The organism is Nitrospirillum pindoramense, from assembly GCF_007827955.1.
GTDB lineage: Bacteria > Pseudomonadota > Alphaproteobacteria > Azospirillales > Azospirillaceae > Nitrospirillum > Nitrospirillum amazonense_B.
In genome coordinates this window covers 1-16,698 of record NZ_VITR01000014.1, presented here as the reverse complement: position 1 = coordinate 16,698, position 16,698 = coordinate 1, and the positions used below count along the sequence as shown (strand labels likewise).

General features: G+C 67.0%; 15 protein-coding genes. 14 read left to right on the top strand and 1 reads right to left on the bottom strand.

From position 1 onward, the window contains the following. Positions 1 to 70: 70 nt before the first annotated feature. The gene (locus tag FBZ90_RS21160) at positions 71 to 1,630 is read right to left on the bottom strand and encodes a sigma 54-interacting transcriptional regulator (RefSeq protein WP_186455969.1); all 1,560 of its coding nucleotides are present in this window, start codon (positions 1,628 to 1,630) and stop codon (positions 71 to 73) included. 195 nt (positions 1,631 to 1,825) lie between these two features. On the opposite strand from FBZ90_RS21160, the gene FBZ90_RS21155 reads away from it, so the two are divergent. The 14 genes from FBZ90_RS21155 to FBZ90_RS21090 all read left to right on the top strand — a co-directional run bounded on the left by FBZ90_RS21155 (position 1,826) and on the right by FBZ90_RS21090 (position 16,524). Beyond that, positions 1,826 to 4,012, top strand: coding sequence for a serine/threonine-protein kinase (locus FBZ90_RS21155; RefSeq protein WP_145734978.1), 2,187 nt, complete (start codon positions 1,826 to 1,828; stop codon positions 4,010 to 4,012). Continuing rightward, positions 4,002 to 4,730: a hypothetical protein gene (locus FBZ90_RS21150; protein WP_145734977.1), complete on the top strand. Its 729-nt coding sequence runs from the start codon at positions 4,002 to 4,004 to the stop codon at positions 4,728 to 4,730. The genes FBZ90_RS21155 and FBZ90_RS21150 overlap by 11 nt, the downstream gene beginning before the upstream one ends. 307 nt (positions 4,731 to 5,037) lie before the next feature. Further along, positions 5,038 to 5,907 (top strand): ABC transporter permease, encoded by an 870-nt coding sequence (locus FBZ90_RS21145; RefSeq protein WP_186455968.1) that lies wholly within the window; start codon positions 5,038 to 5,040, stop codon positions 5,905 to 5,907. Positions 5,908 to 5,910: 3 nt separating this feature from the next. Continuing rightward, positions 5,911 to 6,837 carry an ABC transporter ATP-binding protein gene (locus FBZ90_RS21140; RefSeq protein WP_145734976.1) on the top strand — a complete coding sequence of 309 codons (927 nt, stop codon included), beginning with the start codon at positions 5,911 to 5,913 and terminating at the stop codon, positions 6,835 to 6,837. Further along, a complete protein-coding gene (locus FBZ90_RS21135) occupies positions 6,834 to 8,024 on the top strand; it encodes an acyl-CoA dehydrogenase family protein (protein ID WP_145734975.1) in 1,191 nt (396 codons plus the stop codon). Before FBZ90_RS21140 ends, FBZ90_RS21135 begins: the two co-directional genes overlap by 4 nt. A gap of 27 nt (positions 8,025 to 8,051) precedes the next feature. After that, positions 8,052 to 9,167 (top strand): LLM class flavin-dependent oxidoreductase, encoded by a 1,116-nt coding sequence (locus FBZ90_RS21130; protein WP_145734974.1) that lies wholly within the window; start codon positions 8,052 to 8,054, stop codon positions 9,165 to 9,167. Beyond that, a complete protein-coding gene (locus FBZ90_RS21125) occupies positions 9,164 to 10,129 on the top strand; it encodes a D-isomer specific 2-hydroxyacid dehydrogenase family protein (RefSeq protein WP_145734973.1) in 966 nt (321 codons plus the stop codon). The genes FBZ90_RS21130 and FBZ90_RS21125 overlap by 4 nt, the downstream gene beginning before the upstream one ends. Before the next feature lie 23 nt (positions 10,130 to 10,152). Beyond that, positions 10,153 to 11,142 (top strand): ABC transporter substrate-binding protein, encoded by a 990-nt coding sequence (locus tag FBZ90_RS21120; RefSeq protein ID WP_145734972.1) that lies wholly within the window; start codon positions 10,153 to 10,155, stop codon positions 11,140 to 11,142. 373 nt (positions 11,143 to 11,515) lie between these two features. Further along, positions 11,516 to 11,995, top strand: coding sequence for a carboxymuconolactone decarboxylase family protein (locus tag FBZ90_RS21115; protein ID WP_145734971.1), 480 nt, complete (start codon positions 11,516 to 11,518; stop codon positions 11,993 to 11,995). Continuing rightward, positions 11,995 to 12,882, top strand: a complete 888-nt coding sequence (locus FBZ90_RS21110) for a sigma-70 family RNA polymerase sigma factor (protein ID WP_145734970.1) — start codon at positions 11,995 to 11,997, stop codon at positions 12,880 to 12,882. The genes FBZ90_RS21115 and FBZ90_RS21110 overlap by 1 nt, the downstream gene beginning before the upstream one ends. Before the next feature lie 91 nt (positions 12,883 to 12,973). Continuing rightward, complete coding sequence (locus FBZ90_RS21105; RefSeq protein ID WP_145734969.1) at positions 12,974 to 13,360, top strand: hypothetical protein; 387 nt, start codon at positions 12,974 to 12,976, stop codon at positions 13,358 to 13,360. Positions 13,361 to 13,530: 170 nt separating this feature from the next. Beyond that, positions 13,531 to 15,762 carry a TonB-dependent receptor gene (locus tag FBZ90_RS21100; protein ID WP_145734968.1) on the top strand — a complete coding sequence of 744 codons (2,232 nt, stop codon included), beginning with the start codon at positions 13,531 to 13,533 and terminating at the stop codon, positions 15,760 to 15,762. A 42-nt stretch (positions 15,763 to 15,804) separates the two neighbouring features. Then, positions 15,805 to 16,275 carry a hypothetical protein gene (locus FBZ90_RS21095; protein ID WP_145734967.1) on the top strand — a complete coding sequence of 157 codons (471 nt, stop codon included), beginning with the start codon at positions 15,805 to 15,807 and terminating at the stop codon, positions 16,273 to 16,275. A gap of 30 nt (positions 16,276 to 16,305) precedes the next feature. Further along, a complete protein-coding gene (locus tag FBZ90_RS21090; protein ID WP_145620594.1) occupies positions 16,306 to 16,524 on the top strand; it encodes a hypothetical protein in 219 nt (72 codons plus the stop codon). Positions 16,525 to 16,698 lie beyond the last annotated feature (174 nt).

Here is a 16,698-nt window from a genome sequence, read left to right as displayed (position 1 = left end):
GTGTGCTGGCCCCCCTTGTACCACCGTCGGCGGGGCGATGGCCAAGGGAAGGGCCGCCAATAACGGGCGCTTATCGGCCCGTGACCCGGCGCAAATGGCGTTTCAGGCTGTCCTTGGGGATGCGCAGATCCTGACTCCACGCCTCGATGTCGCCGGGATGGCGCTGCATGACGTCCAGCAACTGCTCCGCTGGGATGTCGCCGGCGGTGCGCAAGGTGGGGGAGCGTTCCATCAGGCGGTACAGGCTGGTGCGCGACACGTTGAGAAGCTCGGCCGCGGCCTTGACGTTCCAGCCCGCCCCCTCCAGCGCCGCCAGCAGTTCCGCCTCGTCCACCGTCGCCGGGTCCCGGCGTTTGCGCTCCGCCGTGTCGGGCGGCGTGGCGCGCGCCGGCACACCCGTGGCCGCACCCGCGCCAGCCATCGCCGGCCGGGGGGACGGCGCGCCGGCCGCTAGGTCGGTCGCCAGGGTCACCGGCGTGCCCAGCCGGATTTGCCGGGCGACGCCGATCAGTTCCCGGATGTTGCCGGGCCAGCTGTGCAGCAGCAGGGGCATGACCTTCACCGCCGACAGCGCGGCGGGATCGAAGGCGTTCAGGTTGGGCTCGCCCCGGGTCAGGAAGTGGCGCAGCAGCAGGCCGATGTCCACGCGGCGCTCGCTCAGCGGCGCCAGCTTGATCACCACGCCCTCCAGCCGGCGGCGTAGCGGCTGGTTGAAGGCGGGGTCGTCCAGCGGCCTGTCCGTGGCGGAAATCACCCGCACGTCGGCCTTCTGGTTCCGGGAATCGCCCAGCTTGCGGTACTCGCCACACTCCAGGGCGCGCAGCAGCATGGGCTGCACCTCCTTCGGGGTGTCGCCGATTTCATCCATGAACAGCGTGGCGCCGTCCGCCAGGGCGAACAGGCCGCTGCGTTCCCGGGTGGCGCCGGTGTAGGCGCCGGCCGCGGCGCCGAACAGCTCGGCATGCGCCAGCGCCGGCGACAGCGTCGCCATGTTGATGGTGTGCAGCTTTTGGGTGGCGCGGCCACTCAGGGCATGGATGGCCGACGCCACCAGTTCCTTGCCCACGCCCGTGGCGCCGCTGACGAAGACGGGCAGGGCGGTCGGCGCCGCCTGGCGGATCAGGCCCCAGGCCACCTGCACGCTTTGGCTGATGCCGATCAGCCCGTGCTTGGCCGCCTCCGTCTGGATGGGCAGGCTCGCCTCGAAGATCGACAGGATCACCGTGTCGGACAGGCAGATCAGGATATCCGCCCCCAGCTCATCCAGGCTGACGGTCTGCGGGCCCTCGATCACCCGCCCGTTGACGGAGACGGACATGCGGCTTTCCGGTGGCCGGATGTCGAAGGTGCGCGGGCCCCGCCGGCGGATTTCCAGCGGCTGGCGCGAGATGTGGCGGTCTTCCAGCGCGCGCAGGTTCTGCCCCACGGCGGAGCGGAACAGGGGCTGGAAGCGGCTGAGGGCGAAGGCGCCGTCCGGCCCGAAGGCCAGCGGGGTGATCATGCCGACCAGGCTGGGGTCCGGATGCCAGACGATGCCCAGGCAGGCGACGGTATGGTCCCGACCACTCCACGGTGCCGCCCCGTGCAAGGTGGGGGCGGCCGTGGCGTCCGGGTTGTAGCTGGCGTGCATGATGCCCTCAAACCCTCGCAAAAAATGATCAATTCTTAGAAACCACGCCATATGCGGGTATAATTATGTATCACCAGAGCGAAATAAGATACACTTCTAGCCGTTGTCACCTGAAATCACACCGTGCCCAAACGGGGTAGTCGTTCAATTTAATCATGGTTGTGGACGCGCGCAAATCGCGGTTGGGGGAGCTGGATGTTCGCGCAGACCATCAGCAAGTATAAGATTGAGCGTATTATTGGAACTGGCTCCTACGGCACCGTGGTCCAGGCGACGGATCCTGTGCTGAACCGCACGGTCGCGCTGAAGATACTGCGCCAGACCGACGCCCCGGCGGACGGCCTGAAGACCCACATCCGTGAGGCGCGCGCCCTGGCGCGGCTGCAGCACCCCAACATCGTCGGCATCTTCGGGCTGGAGCAGGAGGGCGACCAGACTTACCTGGCCATGGAGCATGTGGAGGGGGAGACGCTGGCCGCCCGGCTGGCGCAAGGGCCCCTGCCGGTGGACCAGGCGCTGGACATCGCCGCCCAGTTGGCCGACGCCCTGGCGGCGGCCCACGGCCAGGGCGTGGTGCACGCCGACATCAAGCCCGCCAACGTCATCCTGGACCAGCGCAGCCACCCCCGGCTGGTGGATTTCGGCCTGGCCCGCCTGTCCGGCATCGCCCGGGCGCAGGACACCCTGGCCGCGACCATGGAGCGGGGGGACGGCCTGCGCGGCACCGTCAGCTATATGGCGCCCGAGCTGTTCATGGGCGCCCAGCCCGACACCCTGTCCGACATATTTTCCTTCGGCGCCCTGGTGTTCGAGATGCTCGGCCGCCGCCGCGCCTTCGACGCCCCCAGCGAGGGCGCCGTCATGCAGCGCATCCTCAACGGCCGGCCGGATTCCCTATACGTCCCCGGCACGCCCCTGCCCAAGCCGCTGTGCGACCTGGTGGACCGCATGCTGGCGGTTGACCCCGCCGCCCGCCCCGCCACCATGGACGCCGTGCGCGACGCCCTGCGTGCCATCGCCGCCGGGGCCACCCCGGCGCCGCCCCCCAAATCGGTCCAGCCGCCTCGCCGCGCCATCGCCTGGGCCCGCCGCCACGGGCGCGCCCTCGCCGTTGCCGGGGTGGCGGGCGTTGTGCTGACGGCCGGGTTGGTGATGGAGTGGCCCGCCGTGCGCGACCGCCTGCCGGGGCATGCCGGCACGGCGAGCATACAGTCCATGATCGATACCGCCATGGACCGCCTCTATCACGCGGAGGACAAGGGCGCCATCGACGCGGCGGTTAGCGGCTTTCAAAAAGTATTGGCGCGCGATCCGAACAACGCTGCGGCTACCGCTGGTCTGAGCCTAGCGCTGTTTTCGCGCTACATGTCTCAACGACCTGACCCCACAGTGCTGCAACAGGCCACCGCCGCCGCGCGTTTGGCCCTTTCATTGGACGATCAATTGGCTATGGCACATGTTGCTGTAGCTTGGGCCGAATATCATTCAAATAATAAGGAAGGTGCATTCGATCAATTTCAAAAAGCTTTAATTCTTGAAGATGGCAATGCTTTTGCAATTCAAGGAATCGCGTCTGTATATTCGATAAAAAGGGATCCAAATTCCGCTATTAAGATTTTAAGATACGGCCTTAATTCGCACCCAAATTTCTTCGAATTTTATTATCAGATTGGCGCCGTTTACTTTAGCGTGGCAGATTATGTTCAAGCTGAAGAGATGTTCAAAAAAAGCTTGGAGTTGGCCCCAGACAGTGCCTACGGCTATGCCAACCTAAGCGCGGCGCAACATATGCTGGGCCGCACGGTTGAGGCTATCCAGACGGTGCAGCGTGGGTTGCGCATCCGGCCGTTGCCGCAGCTGTACAACAACCTGGGTAATTACTTGTATTTCCTGGGTCAATACCCTCAGGCGGCGGAGGCGTTCGAACGTCTGACGCGGGTGGAGGGTTACAGCCAGTATTACGTAACCTGGGGTAATTTAGCCGATGCGTATCGTTGGACGCCGGGCAAAACGGCGGAGGCTCGAGACGCCTATCGCGTGGCGCTACGCCATCTCGAAACTCTATTGGCCAACTCCCCCCAGGATCCGACCCTCAACGTCAAGGCTGCGCTTTTCCACGCCAAGTTGGGGGAGGAGGCGCCCACCCTCACGGCGCTTGACTTGGCCTTGGCTGGAAATCCCACACCAAATATTTTGTTCAATGCCGCTGTTGCCAACGAAGTCCTTGGCCGGCGAGACCAGGCGCTGGATCTGTTGGCCCGTGCGCGAGCCGCCGGCTATGCCGCCAATGAAATCGACCATGAGCCGGAGCTGGCGCAACTGCGTCTGGACCGTCGCTATCAACTATCCCTGATCAAGAAGGAGGATACCGGTGACCAGTGAAAACGGTACCACGCCAACCGTCTACACCATGCGGTTGGACTTCGATGTGCGCCAAGTCAGCACGGCCTTGCGTTTCAACTTGCTGGGTAACGAAGGATCGGACCCCACAGGTGTCGAGCCCAACGGAACGCCGGCCATGCAACCGTCTGGGGTGGCTGCCGGCGGCTATCAATTACAGAACGGCGACGGGATCAACGTTGTTATTTTCGCGTACTATGATCCGACCACGACGTCGGCCATTGCCATCAAGGGCTTGACATTGGTGGCGCTCCCGGCGCCCTACAGCGCCGATTGCCCATTGCCGGCCAATGAACAGCTCTACCTTTCGCCTTGTGACGCTAACTACGCAACATGCCATATTAATATCTGGCAGCCGAATGGCGATCCTGTGAGCGCAAGCGCGGTCTCCAACCCCACTTCGACCACGGTGCAAGCTTTTACGACGCAGCAGGCGTTTAATCCGCCTCAGCAGTCGAGCCTGGGGTCGACCCAGGGGGATATGAACACGACGGATAGTTCTATGAGTACCGGCGACGCGTCAAACCTAACCGTGAGCGCCCCATCTGGACTGTGGCAGATCATGGGTTTCCTTTCGGTGGTGGTGACGTCGATTAAAAGCGTGCAGACGCACCGGGTCTACACCTTCGATCCGGATCTCATGGTAGGAGGGGTACTTCCTCCGCAGCCACCGCTGCCTTCTACCAGCGCCAGCCACTAAAGCCCTCAACTTAACGCGCGGCGCCGGCCGTTCGACGGCCGGCGCTATCTCTTGTGCCCGATGATTATTAGCCATGGGGTATTCGTAGGTCTTCAATATCCAGCCGCTGTGTAGCGCCTGCCGCCCGTCGTCGTCGCCTCGCTACATTTGACGCCGTCCGATGCTGCTTACCCACCCGCGCCCCACCCTTGAGAATTTTAAAAGATTCACAGCACCAGAAGTCCATTGCCGCATTAAATCCCACGTCATTTAATGGGTATTAGTGATCCTTGATCACCGAAATTTCCCTGTGAAATGAGGTGCGGCTTTGTCCCTGGTCCTTGACGACCCCCAGGCCCCGGCGCTGCCCGGGGCCGCGCGGCCCGCCGGCGCGCCCGCCACCGCGCCCATCGGCGCCCCCCTGGTCCGGCGCCTGCTGTCCCATCTTGGCAATTCCCGCTGGACCGTGCCCCTGGCCCTGGTGCTGGCGTGGGAGGTGGGGTCGCGGGTGGGGTTGGTGCCGCCCCGGGTGCTGGCCGCCCCCAGCGCGGTGCTGGTCACCTTCTGGACCTTGCTGGTGTCAGGGGAACTGCCGTCCAACCTGCTGGTGTCGCTGGCCCGCGTGGTCACCGGGCTGGGCATCGGCGTCACCGTGGGCACGGTGCTGGCCGTGGCCGCCGGCCTGTTCCGGCGGGGGGAGACGCTGGTCGACCCCCTGATGCAGATGCTGCGCACCTTGCCCTTCCTGGCGCTGGTACCGCTGTTCATCGTCTGGTTCGGCATAGGGGAGGTGCCCAAGGTGGCGCTGATCGCCCTGGGCGCCGCCTTTCCCACCTACCTCACCCTGTTCTCCGGCATCCGCGCCATCGAGGCCAAGCTGGTGGAGGCGGGGCGCAGCTTCGGCCTGTCGCGGCTGGAGTTGATCACCAACGTCGTGCTGCCCGGCGCCACCCCGTCCTTCCTGGTGGGCCTGCGCTACGCCCTGGGGCACGCCTGGCTCAGCCTGGTGGTGGCGGAGCAGATCAACGCCTCCGCCGGGCTCGGCTACCTCATCAACAACGCCCGCGACTTCATGCGCACCGACATCATCGTCGTCTGCCTGGGCGTCTACGCCGTCCTCGGTCTTGGCACCGACTTCCTCGTCCGCTTGCTGGAACGCCGCCTGCTGGCCTGGCGTCCCACCTTCCTGGAGCGCTGACCCATGGCTTCCCCCATCGCCCCCATCGCCGCGCCGTCCCCTTCGGCGTCTTCCGGCCCCGCCGCCGTCCGGGTGCGCGGCTTCACCCGCCGCTTCGGCGACGTCACCGTGCTGCGCGACCTGGACCTGGACATCGCCCCGGGTGAGTTCGTGGCCCTGCTGGGCCGCAGCGGCTCGGGCAAGACCACCCTGCTGCGCACCCTGGCCGGCTTGGACGCCGCCCCGGCTGAGCAGGTGTCCACCCCCGGCGCCCGCGCCGTCGTCTTCCAGGAGCCGCGCCTGCTGCCCTGGAAAAAGGTGTGGCGCAACGTCACCCTGGGCCTGAAAAGCGGCCGCAGCCGTCTTCAGGCCACCGCCGCGCTGGAGGAGGTGGGCCTGGGCCATCGCGTTGACGCTTGGCCGGCCACGCTGTCGGGGGGGGAGGCGCAGCGCGCCGCCCTGGCCCGCGCCCTGGTGCGGGAGCCGCAACTGCTGCTGCTGGACGAACCCTTCGCGGCGCTGGACGCGCTGACCCGCCTGCGCATGCACCAGCTGGTGCTGTCGCTGTGGCGGGCGCACCGGCCGGCCGTGCTGCTGGTCACCCACGACGTGGATGAGGCGATCGCCCTGGCTGACCGCATCCTGGTGCTGGCCGACGGCCGCCTGGCGGTGGAGGAGAAGGTGACCCTGGCCCGCCCGCGGGAGGCGGGGCCGGAGTTCCAGGCCCTGCGCCGCCGCCTGCTGGGCCATCTGGGGGTGGAGCAGCCGGCGCCGCGCGACACGGCGCCCCTGGCCTTCATTCCGCCGGCGCCGCCGGCCGGCGGCATCCGCGCCGCCTGGAGCCGGCCATCGGCCCCCGCCGTTAATGGTCATAACGGCCACAACGGCCATGGGGGCGGCTTCACCAACGGCGCCCGCGCCGGCGCCCAGCTGGGCGGGGGACTGTCATGACGGCGGCCCTGCGCCGGGTGGCGGCGGACCAGGAGGGGCTGGCCGGGGCGACGCTGGACAGCGCGGCGCTGGATGGCATCCTGGCAGGGCTGACCGCCGAGTTCGCCGCCGGGGCGGCCGCGCATGACCGCGACGGCAGCTTCCCCTTCGAGAATTTCCACAGCCTGCACGCCCAGGGGCTGCTGGCCCTGACGGTGCCGCCCGCCCTGGGCGGGGCCGGGGCGGACCTGGCCACCACGCTGAAGGTGGTGCGCGCCGTGGCCAAGGGCGACCCCGCCACGGCCCTGGTGCTGGTGATGCAGTACCTGTTCCATGCCACCGCCGACCAGCGTGCCGTGGCCGACGCGGTTTACGCCCGGGTGGCGCGGGACGCGGTGGAGAAGGGCGCGCTGATCAACGCCCTGCGGGTGGAGCCCGATCTGGGCACGCCGGCGCGCGGCGGCCTGCCGGCCACGGTGGCGAGGCGCACGGCGGACGGCTGGTCCATCAGCGGGCACAAGCTCTATTCCACCGGCATCCCGGCGCTGACCTGGCTGCTGGTCTGGGCCCGCACCGATGAGCCGCAGCCGCGTGTCGGCGGCTTCCTGGTGCACCGCGACAGCCCCGGTATCCGCGTGGTCGAGACCTGGGACCATCTGGGACTGCGCGCCAGCGGCAGCCACGACGTGATCCTGGAGGATGTGCCCACGCCGCTCGACCATGCGCTGGACCTGCGGGCGCCCGGGGTGGCCGGGCCGCGCGACGCCCTGTTCGGCGCCTGGGCCGCCGTCCTGACCGCCGGCATTTATGACGCGGTGGCGGAGGCGGCGCGCGACTGGCTGATCGCCTTCGCCCGTCAGCGGGTGCCCAGCAACCTGGGGGCCGCCCTGTCCACCCTGCCGCGCTTCCAGGAGGCGGTGGGCGCCATCGACGGCCTGCTGCTGTCCAACCGCGCCCTGCTGGCCGCTGCCACCCGCGGGGAGACCAGTGCGGTGGAGGCCGGCCTGGTCAAGCATCTGGTGACGGAGAACGCCATCCAGGCGGTGGAGACGGCGATACGCCTGACCGGCAACCCCGGCACCACCCGCCACAACCCGCTGGAGCGGCATTACCGCGACGTGCTGTGCGGCCGCATCCATACCCCCCAGGCCGATGCGGTGCTGCTCGGCGCCGGCCGCGCCGCCTTCGCCGCCGCCACACCGAACTGACGCCCCTTATCCTTAAGAGGTTCCGCCATGTCCAACACCTTGCAGTTCATCGGCTTCATCGGGTCGCAGGATGGGTCCGAGACCCGGCCCGGCAGCGGCCCCATCATCGACCGCGACTACATCGGCACCGTGGCGCGGGCCCAGGAGTATGCCGGCTTCGACCGTGTGCTGATCGCGCACTCCAGCGCCTCGCCCGATGGCTTCCAGATCGCGGCCTACGCCGTGCAGCAGACGGAGCGGCTGAAGATCCTGCTGGCCCACCGTCCCGGCTTCGTGGCGCCTACCCTGGCTGCCCGGCAACTGGCCTCGCTGGATCATTTCAGCCAGGGCCGCCTGGCCGTGCACATCATCACCGGCGGGTCGGATGAGGAACAGCAGCGCGACGGCGACTTCCTGAACAAGACGGAACGCTACGCCCGCACCGACGACTATCTGGAGGTGGTGCGCAAGGTGTGGACCAGCACCGCCCCCTTCGACCATGACGGGCCCTATTACAAGTCGCGCGGCTCGCATTCCTACGTGCGGCCGGTCAACGGCACGCTGCCCATCTATTTCGGCGGGTCCTCGGACGAGGCCATCGCCGTGGCCGGCAAACATGCCGATGTCTACGCCCTGTGGGGCGAACCGCTGGACGACGTGCGCGACACCATCACCAAGGTGCGGGCCGCCGCCGCCCTGCATGGCCGCCAGGACCATGTCCAGTTCAGCCTGTCGCTGCGCCCCATCCTGGGCCGTACGGAGGAAGAGGCCTGGGCCAAGGCCGAGCGCATCCTGGAACAGGCCAAGCACCTGCGCGCCACCCAGTCGACCTTCCGGCCGGTGCGCGCGGGAGAGCCGCAGAACGTGGGCTCCCAGCGCTTGCTGGCGGCGGCTGCGGCCGGCAAGGTGCGGGACAAGCGCCTGTGGACGGAGATCGCCGCCCTGACCGGCGCCCAGGGCAATTCCACCAGCCTGGTGGGCACGCCGGAGCAGGTGACGGAATCGCTGCTGGATTACTATGATCTCGGCGTCCGCACCTTCCTCATCCGGGGCTTCGACCCGTTGGTGGACGCCATCGAGTATGGCCGTGACCTCATTCCCCTGGTGCGTCAGGCGGCGGCCGCGAGGGAGGCGGGACACGCGACGGCGGTGGCGGCCGAATGAGCCCCATCCGCGTGGTCAGCCAGCTGACCGAGCCCATCAATGCCGAGGTGGCGCGGCGGGTCAGCGCCGCGACGGGGGAGGGGGCGGTCGAACTGATCACCCTGCCCCGGGGGGTGCCGGCCGAGTGGCCGCGCGACGCCGACGTCTTCGTGGCCGCGCCCTTCCGCCGTGCCGGTGGCGACCTGCCGGCCCAGCCGCCGGGCTGGCCGTTCAACCTGCGCTGGGTGCAGCTGGTCTCGGTCGGCATCGACTTCTATCCCCACTGGCTGTTCGACGGGCCGGTGGTGACGGCGGCCAAGCGCACCTCCGCCACCGCCCTGGCCGAGTTCTCGCTGGCCGCCATCTTCGCCGCCGCCAAGCGCTTCCCGGAGATCTGGGTCAGCCGCGCGGACGACTGGCAACCGTCACCCCTAGGCCTGGTGGAGGGGGCCACCCTGGGCATCGTCGGCTTCGGCGGCATCGGCCAGGCCCTGGCGCCCAAGGCCCTGGCCCTGGGCATGACGGTGCTGGCCACACGGCGCGGGGCCGGCGACCTGGGCGTGCCGGGTGTGGAGCGGGTGGATGATGTGTTGGAATTGTTCGCCCGCGCCGACCATGTGGTGCTGGCGGCGCCCGCGACGGCGGAAACCCATCATCTGGTGAACACCCGCGTGCTGGCCGCCGCCAAGCCCGGCCTGCATCTGGTCAATGTGGCGCGCGGCGCGCTGATCGACGACCAGGCGCTGCTGGCCGCGCTGGCGGAGGGGCGGGTGTCGCTGGCCACCCTGGACGTGACGCATCCGGAACCTTTGCCGGACGGCCACCCGTACTACAGCCACCCCCGCGTGCGCCTGTCGCCGCACACCTCCGTCTACACGCCGGATACCCACGCCAACCTGGCGGCCCAGCTGGCCCATAATCTGATCCGTTTTCGTCGCGGGGAACCGCTGGAGGACGTGGTCGATCTGGCGCGCGGCTACTGAAGGATAAAGGAAAGATCGAACCCATGATGCTGATATCGCGCCGGTCCGCCCTGCGGGGGCTGGCGGCGGGGGCCTTGGGCCTGGGCGCCCTAAACCTGGGTGCCTGTGGCCGCAAGAAGGACGCGGACCTGGCCGGCGTCACCCTGCGCGCGGCGACATACCGGGGCAATCCGGACTCCTTCTTCGAGCAGGCGGGCGTGGCCGACACGCCCTACACCCTGGAAACGGCCCAGTTCGCCGGCGGCAACCTGATCGCGGAGGCGATCAACGCCCATTCCCTGGACGTGGGCGGCATGAGCGAGATCCCGCCCATCTTCATCGCCGCCGCCAACCCCTTGGTACGCATCATCGCCGTGTTGCAGGGCGACGTGAACAACCAGGTGGTGCTGGTGCCCAAGGACAGCCCGCTGCAGACCACGGCGGACCTGAAGGGCAAGCGCGTGGGCTATGTCCGCGCCACCACCACGCAATACATGCTGCTGAAGATCCTGAAGGAACAGGGGCTGACCTTCGCCGACATCACCCCCGTGGCGTTGTCGCCGCAGGACGGCCTAGCGGCCTTCAACCAGGGCAGCCTGGACGCCTGGGTCATCTATGGCGTGGTGGTGCAGCTGGCCCGCGAGGGTGGGGCGCGGGTGCTGACCACCGGCCTGAACCGCCTGTCCGGCAACTATCTGGTGGCGGCCTCCAAGGACGCCCTGGCCGATCCGCTGAAGCGGCGCGCCATCACCGATTACCTGCAGCGCTACGCCAAGACCCTGGCCTGGATCGAGGCCGATTACACCCGCTGGGCTCGCCTTCGGGCGCAGCTGACCAACATCCCCGAGGCCGCCTACCTCCAGGAGTACCGGGAACGCAGCGCCGCCTATCGCCTGCTGCCCGTCAGCGACGCGGCCATCGCCTCGCAACAGGACGTGGCCGACACCTTCGCCGCCGCCGGCGTCATCCCCGCCCCGGTGGATGTGCGGCCGCTGTGGGACGACAGCCTGCATGAGGTGTTGGCGAAACTTTAAGGGCGCCTGATTGCGGGGTCGTGGGATCTGCGGTATTTTCCGAGGGCAACCGGGGAGAGCGGCTACTCCCCCCGGCGCCCTTCACCTCCCCAGTTTCAGTTCAACGGCCATGCCGAGGAACCGGAAGCGGAGATGAAGGAAGAAGGATCGGATGAGCATCCAATTTCCTTTCTTCCTGTGGCGGGGAGGCGGCCCATCCGCCCCCTGACCACGGGAAGATATTCATCGAAAACCCGGCACGCCCACAACCCATGGGTTGCTCTTTCGGCATCCGACATAAGGGTGCGGATTTTTTTCGACCGCCATGTCACACGGCCGTGAAGCCATCTCGTCTTTGGGTCATGCGATGACGCATGATCTGATGGAGATGACGATGAGCACCCATACCCCCCGCCTCACTGACGCGTTCAAGCTGGCGCCCGAGACCATCAAGGGACTGCTGGCAGCCAGCACCGCCCTCAAGGCCGGCGGGCTGGAGCCGGCGCTGCTGGAACTGGTGAAGATCCGCGCGTCGCAGATCAACGGCTGCGCCTTCTGCCTGCACATGCACGTCACCGACGCCCGCAAGATGGGGGAGACGGAGATGCGCCTGCACCTGCTGAACGCCTGGCGGGATTCCTCGCTGTACACCGATCGGGAGCGCGCCGCCCTGGCCTGGACGGAAGCCTTGACCCGCGTGGCCGACACCGGCGCGCCGGATGAGGACTATGCCCTGGTGCAGGCCCACTTCACGGAGGCGGAGCAGGTGCATCTGAGCCTGGCCATCGGCCTCATCAACCTGTGGAACCGCCTGCAGGTGGGCTTCCGCGCCGCCCACCCGCCGGTGGCCCATAGCGCCGCGACGGCCGCGTGATGGGGGAGGGGGACGCCACCGCGATCTTCCAGGCGCAGCGGCCCCGGCTGGTGCGCCTGGCCTATCGCATGCTGGGCTCCCTGGCGGAAGCGGAGGATGTGGTGCAGGACGCCTACCTGCGCTGGCGCCAGGCGGACCAGGCCACGGTGGAGGTCCCCGCCGCCTTCCTGTCGCGCATCGTCACCCGCCTGTGCCTGGACACGTTGAAGTCGGCCCGGGTGCGGCGGGAGACGTATGTCGGCGCCTGGCTGCCGGAGCCCCTGGCCGGCAGTGATGAGGACGCGGGCGAGGATGACCTGACTCTGACGCTGATGTTGGCGCTGGAACGGCTGTCGCCGCTGGAGCGGGCGGCCTTCCTGCTGCACGACGTGTTCGGCGTGGCATTGGATGAGGTGGCGGGCACCCTGCACCGCGATGCCGCCGCCGTGCGCCAACTGGCCGTGCGCGCCCGCCGCCATGTGCAGGAGGCGCGTCCCCGCTATCCCGTGGCGCCGGAGGAGGGGGAGCGCATCGCCCAGGCCTTCTATGCCGCCTCCCACCTGGGCGATGTGGACACCCTGCGCGGCCTGCTGGCGCAGGACGTGGTGCTGCGGGCCGACGGCGGCGGCAAGGTGCATGCCTTCCGCAACCCCATCGTCGGGGTGGACCGCCTGACACGCCTGTTCGCCAGCCTGCACGCCAAGGGGGAGTTCCAGACGGCCGTCTTCATCCGGCCCCTGCGCATCGATGGCCTGCCCGGCTATGCCAGCATGGAGCGGGGCGCGATGCTGCAGACCACCGCGTTCGAGATCGAGGATGGCCGCATCACCGCCATCTACATCACCCGCAACCCCGACAAGCTGTCCCGGATCGCACAGGCGCTGGGGATGGTCGTCGGGAACTCATAATGGAGTGCCCCTGGCGCACGGTTGCCCGACACTTGCGTCAGGAGCGCCTTCCTTGCATCCTTTCGTCGCAAACCTGGGGGAGTTTTGCGCCATGACTCATCGTATCCTGATCGTCGGCCAGGATCCCGACACCGTCGACTACACGGCACCAGGGATCATCCCGGGCATGACCGCCGACAAGGTTCGGGCAGGCGTGACCGCGTCCAAACAGTCGCTGGAGGGCCAGGGCTACAGTTGCGACAGCTTGTATATCCAGCCCGCCCCCGCCGTGGCGGAGACGGAAGTCGCCGCCGCCTTGTCCCGCGCGACCTATGACGTGGTGGTGATCGGCGCCGGCATCCGCAACCCGCCGGCCAACCTCATCCTGCTGGAAACGGTGCTGAACACCATCCATCGCGCCGCCCCCCAGACCCGTATCGCCTTCAACACCCGGCCGGATGATACCGACGCGGCGGCGGTGCGGTGGCTTGGGCGATAGCGGCCAGGCGGTTTCGGTTGTCGCCATCCTAACGGAAATATCTGTGGTATTGGCAAAAATCACAGTCATTTGACGGTTAATCACCGATCACATAAGCAAATCTCGTTTTTATGGAACTGTGAAATACGCCAAACGAGTGCTTCCCCATTCGTTTCGCGGAGCACTCTTCCATGGTTCGCCGGGCCTCGTTTTCCCCTGTTGCTGTTTCCTCGTTGCTGCTGGGGAGTGCCCTGTGCGCGCTGACGGCATCCACGTCCGCCCAGACGGCCCCGGCCCCCGTGGCCGAGGCAGCACCGGATCTGGAAGCCAGCGGCGGCATCGCCGACATCGTGGTGACAGCGGAAAAGCGCCAGACCCGCCTGCAGGAAACGCCCATCGCGCTGACCGCCTACACCGCCGACACTCTTCAGGACCAGCACATCAGCACGGTACGCGACCTGGCGGGCCTGGTGCCCGGCCTGACGGTGCCGCGCGGTGGCATCACGCCGACGACCCAGCTGTTCTTCCTGCGCGGCATTGGTGAGACCGACCCCATTTTCGACCCCGCCATCGCCCAGTATGTGGATGACGTCTACATTCCGCGCTCCATCGCCGCGTCGCCCCTGCTGGCGGAGTTGGAGCGGGTGGAGGTCTTGCGCGGGCCGCAGGGCACGCTCTATGGCCGCAACACCAGCGCCGGCGCCATCCGCTACATCACCCGCGACCCGAACGACGAGGTGCGGTTGTCGGTGGATGCCGGCGTCGGCACCTGGGGCGCGTTCGAGAGCCATGGCTACGTCTCCGGCCCCCTGATCGCCAACAAGCTGTACGCCAGCCTGGCCTATGGGCATGAGCAGCACGACGGCTATACCCGCGATCCCACCATCAACAAGGACGTGAACGACCTGAATGTGGACAGCGCCCGCGCCAAGCTGAAGCTGCAGGCCACCGACGACCTGGACATCCAATTGACCCTGGATGCCAAGCGCGACCGCTCCACCACTGCCTATTACACGCCCAAGAGCCAGCCGGGCGGCGGCTTCGACCCCTCGCTGTCGTTCGCGGAGCCGCAGCCGCAGAACAACTCCAACTCCGGCGGGGCGGCGCTGCGCATCACCCAGGCCCTGGGCGACAAGCTGACCCTGAAGTCCGTCACCGCCTATCGCCTGTTCGGCCAGGCCCCCGTCACCTACGACAATGACGGCGAGGCGGCGGTGAAGCAGGTGAACTTCATCCGCTATTACGAGAATGAGCTGACGCAGGAGTTCCAGGCCAACGGCAGCTGGGGTCCGCTGGACTTCACCAGCGGCCTGTTCTACCTGCACGAAAACTTCTCCAGCGACCGCAACGGCTTCAGCTATCCCAGCCTGGCCAACCCGCCGCAGGACCAGGTGGGCAACACCAAGACCGACAGCTACGCGGCCTACGGCCAGGGTGACTACCACGTCACCGACAAGCTGACCGGCACCGTCGGCCTGCGCTACACCATCGAAAGCCGCGACTTCACCTATCGACAGTTCGACGACACGTTGACGGGCACCCGCATCACCGACGCCGCCGGCAACCCCATCGTGCCAGCCACCGCCACCAACAAGGCCGGTGCCTTCCAGACCAAGTCGGACGCTACCTGGTATTCCCTGACGCCCAAGTTCGCCGCCTCCTACCAATGGACGCCGGACCTCCTGACCTATGCCAGCTATTCCAAGGGCTTCAAGGCTGGCGGCTTCGACAATCGCGCCAGCGCGTTGATCAACGCCCAGCTGCCCTATCAGCCGGAAAAGGTCGAGACGTATGAGGTGGGCGTGAAAAGCCAGTGGTGGGAACGGCGCCTGCTGGTCAACCTGGCACTCTACTACAACGACTACACCAACCTGCAGGCGACGGCGACCGACCCGGCCACTCTGCGCTCCCGCCGCCTGAACGCGGCGTCGGCCTATACCGAGGGATTTGAGCTGGAAACCACCATCCAGCCGTTCGAGGGCTTGCGCTGGGACAATTCCGCCAGCTACACGCTGGCGCTGTACGACCAGTTCCCGAACTACGCCGGCATCGGCACCAGTGCCAGTGGCAACCGCTTGCCCTACGCCCCGCGCTGGACCTTCCGCACGGCCCCCACCTACACGCTGCCGCTGGCGGTGCCGGGCCAGGCGCAGGTCGGCGTGGACGCCCAGTTCCAGACCCTGTCCTACGCCGACGTGGCCAATTCCTGGCAGGTGGCCATCCCGGCGCAGTGGAACGTCAACCTGTTCGCCAAATACACGACGGAGGACGAACGCTGGACCTTCTCCGCCACCGTGCGCAACCTGGCCGACCGCCGCCTGCCCCAGGGTGGCAGCTACTCCGCCTCCGCCGCCGGCACGGTGTGGACCTTCGTCGAAAGCCCGCCGCGTACCGTGTTCTTCAAGGTGGGGTATAAGCTGTAAAAGGACGGGGCCGTATTCTCTTCCTATGGTCAATGCCATAGCATGTGGGGATACGTGATTGCGGTAAGGGCGGCGGGCATGCGCGGATGGGCGATGCTTACTGGGCTGGTGGTCATATTGTCATGCCAACAAGCCCATGCTGACCGCCCGATACCCTCGGGATTGGAACGCGGAGATCTGACGCCGCAGGCGGCATTGGCGGATTGGGTCTCCGTCACCCAAGCGCTGGCAGGCTTTCAGGATAAGGGTGTTATTAATCGACGGCTTTTGAACGCCGTGCCCAGTAGTACTTTTTCTTCCGATGATTATACGACCTTTCAAGCGTGCATGGCCCAGTTGCAGGCCTTGAAGATACGCCGGATCGATAGTCATGCTGGTTGGTGGCCCACCTATTGGGTGACACTCAATACCGATGGCTGCGGCCATGACGATGAGTACATATACATCTTGAAAGTGAGGCGGTCACTGTGGGGTCATTTGCGGGTAACCGACATTGAGCGCTGGAATCTCTAGGCACGGCAGACCCCAAATCTCGGAGACGCCATGAACAGTGAAAACAATCCTTTGGTGGACCGCGATCAGCCCGCATGTCCGCAGGGGGACTGGTCAGGTTTCTTTGCGGCGTTTGAGGGAGTGGAGATTCCGGAAGACTTCCTGTCCGCGCAGGAGCGGGGGCAGCGCGCGCACGATCGTGATCCTTTCCAGTGGCTGAATGCTTCGTCAGACCTTCCTATTATGGTGATCGAAGATCGGGCCCAATAGGCGTTTGGCCTCGCGCCTGACCACCGGGCCTCAAGCCCAACTTCAGGAAAACTCGATTTCCCCGGCCCTGGTCCAGCCCCTAGCCTGGATAATTCACCGCCCCGATTTGCCCGGCTCATGCTGGTGACGCAAGTTCGCGCATAGGATGTGAGGCGCCCACCGCCCCCCCCCGCT